1 protein-coding gene is annotated in these 1,353 nt (G+C 41.8%); it reads left to right on the forward strand.

All coding sequences use genetic code 11. The features are described from left to right. The coding region (locus B2Y23_RS08840; RefSeq protein ID WP_291370290.1) for a heavy metal translocating P-type ATPase at positions 1-1,353 on the forward strand (1,353 nt) is incomplete at both ends.

Below are 1,353 nucleotides of genomic sequence, written 5' to 3' on the forward strand. Positions count from 1 at the left end.
AAAGCAGTCATTTATGCGCATCAACCACTTGATCGCGCTACTTTAATTAAAGCCGTAGAAAAAGCAGGCTACGAAGTGGAAGCGCTGCAACCAATAGAGCTTACGATTGAGGGTATGTCATGTGCTTCTTGTGTAGGTCGAGTAGAAAAGGCCTTAAAATCTGTTGAGGGTGTGGAATCAGCTCATGTAAATCTGGCTACTGAAAAAGCGACTATTCAGGCAAGCTCATCTGTCACTCGTGACTCGTTAATTCAGGCTGTCACCAAAGCAGGGTTTGAAGCAAAGTCAGTTCATCAAACTACGGAAAGCTTTCAAGATAAAAAAAATATTGAATTAGAAAAACTTAAAAAAGATTTAATTTTGTCAGTCTTATTGACTCTACCCGTTTTTATTTTAGAAATGGGATCACACCTGATTCCCGCCTTTCATACGTTTATGATGGATAACATTGGCCAACAAAATAGCTGGTTAATGCAATTTTTCTTGACCACAGTAGCATTAATTTTTCCAGGCCGACGCTTCTTTAAAAAGGGCATCCCAAGTTTATTCCGCTTAGCACCAGACATGAATTCCTTGGTGGCTGTAGGAACATTGGCTGCTTATCTTTATTCAGTGGTTGCTACTTTCTTTCCAAGTGTCCTGCCACAAGGCACGGTCAATGTTTATTATGAAGCTGCAGCGGTTATTATCACTTTAATTCTATTAGGTAGATTTTTTGAAGCCAAGGCAAAAGGCCGAACGTCTTTAGCAATTCAACATCTAGTTGGAATGCAGCCTAAAGTTGCCAGAATACAGCTCAATAATCAGGTGATAGAAGTTCCGATTGCCGAAGTTCAAACAGGAACGATTGTAGAGATTAGACCAGGCGAGCGTATCCCTGTCGATGGTGAAGTTATTCACGGCCAAAGTTTTATTGATGAATCCATGATTACTGGCGAGCCTATGCCCGTTGAAAAAACGATAGGCTCTACTGTGGTAGGAGGAACAATTAACCAAAGTGGCAGCTTAAATATCAAAGCCACCTCTGTTGGTAGTTCATCAGTGCTTTCTCAAATCATCCGAATGGTTGAACAGGCACAGGGTTCCAAGCTGCCTATTCAGGCATTGGTTGATAAAATTACCATGTGGTTTGTACCTGTAGTAATGGGTCTCTCTCTTTTAACTTTTATTACTTGGTTTATCTTCGGCCCTGAGCCAGCCCTAACGTTTAGCTTAGTTAATGCAGTTGCGGTACTCATTATTGCATGTCCTTGTGCAATGGGACTTGCAACGCCTACATCAATCATGGTGGGAACTGGGCGTGGTGCTGAAATGGGTGTTTTATTCCGTAAAGGGGAAGCTTTGCAGCTGCTC

This window comes from Acinetobacter sp. UBA5934, from assembly GCF_002430855.1.
In the GTDB taxonomy this organism is placed as follows: Bacteria; Pseudomonadota; Gammaproteobacteria; order Pseudomonadales; family Moraxellaceae; genus Acinetobacter.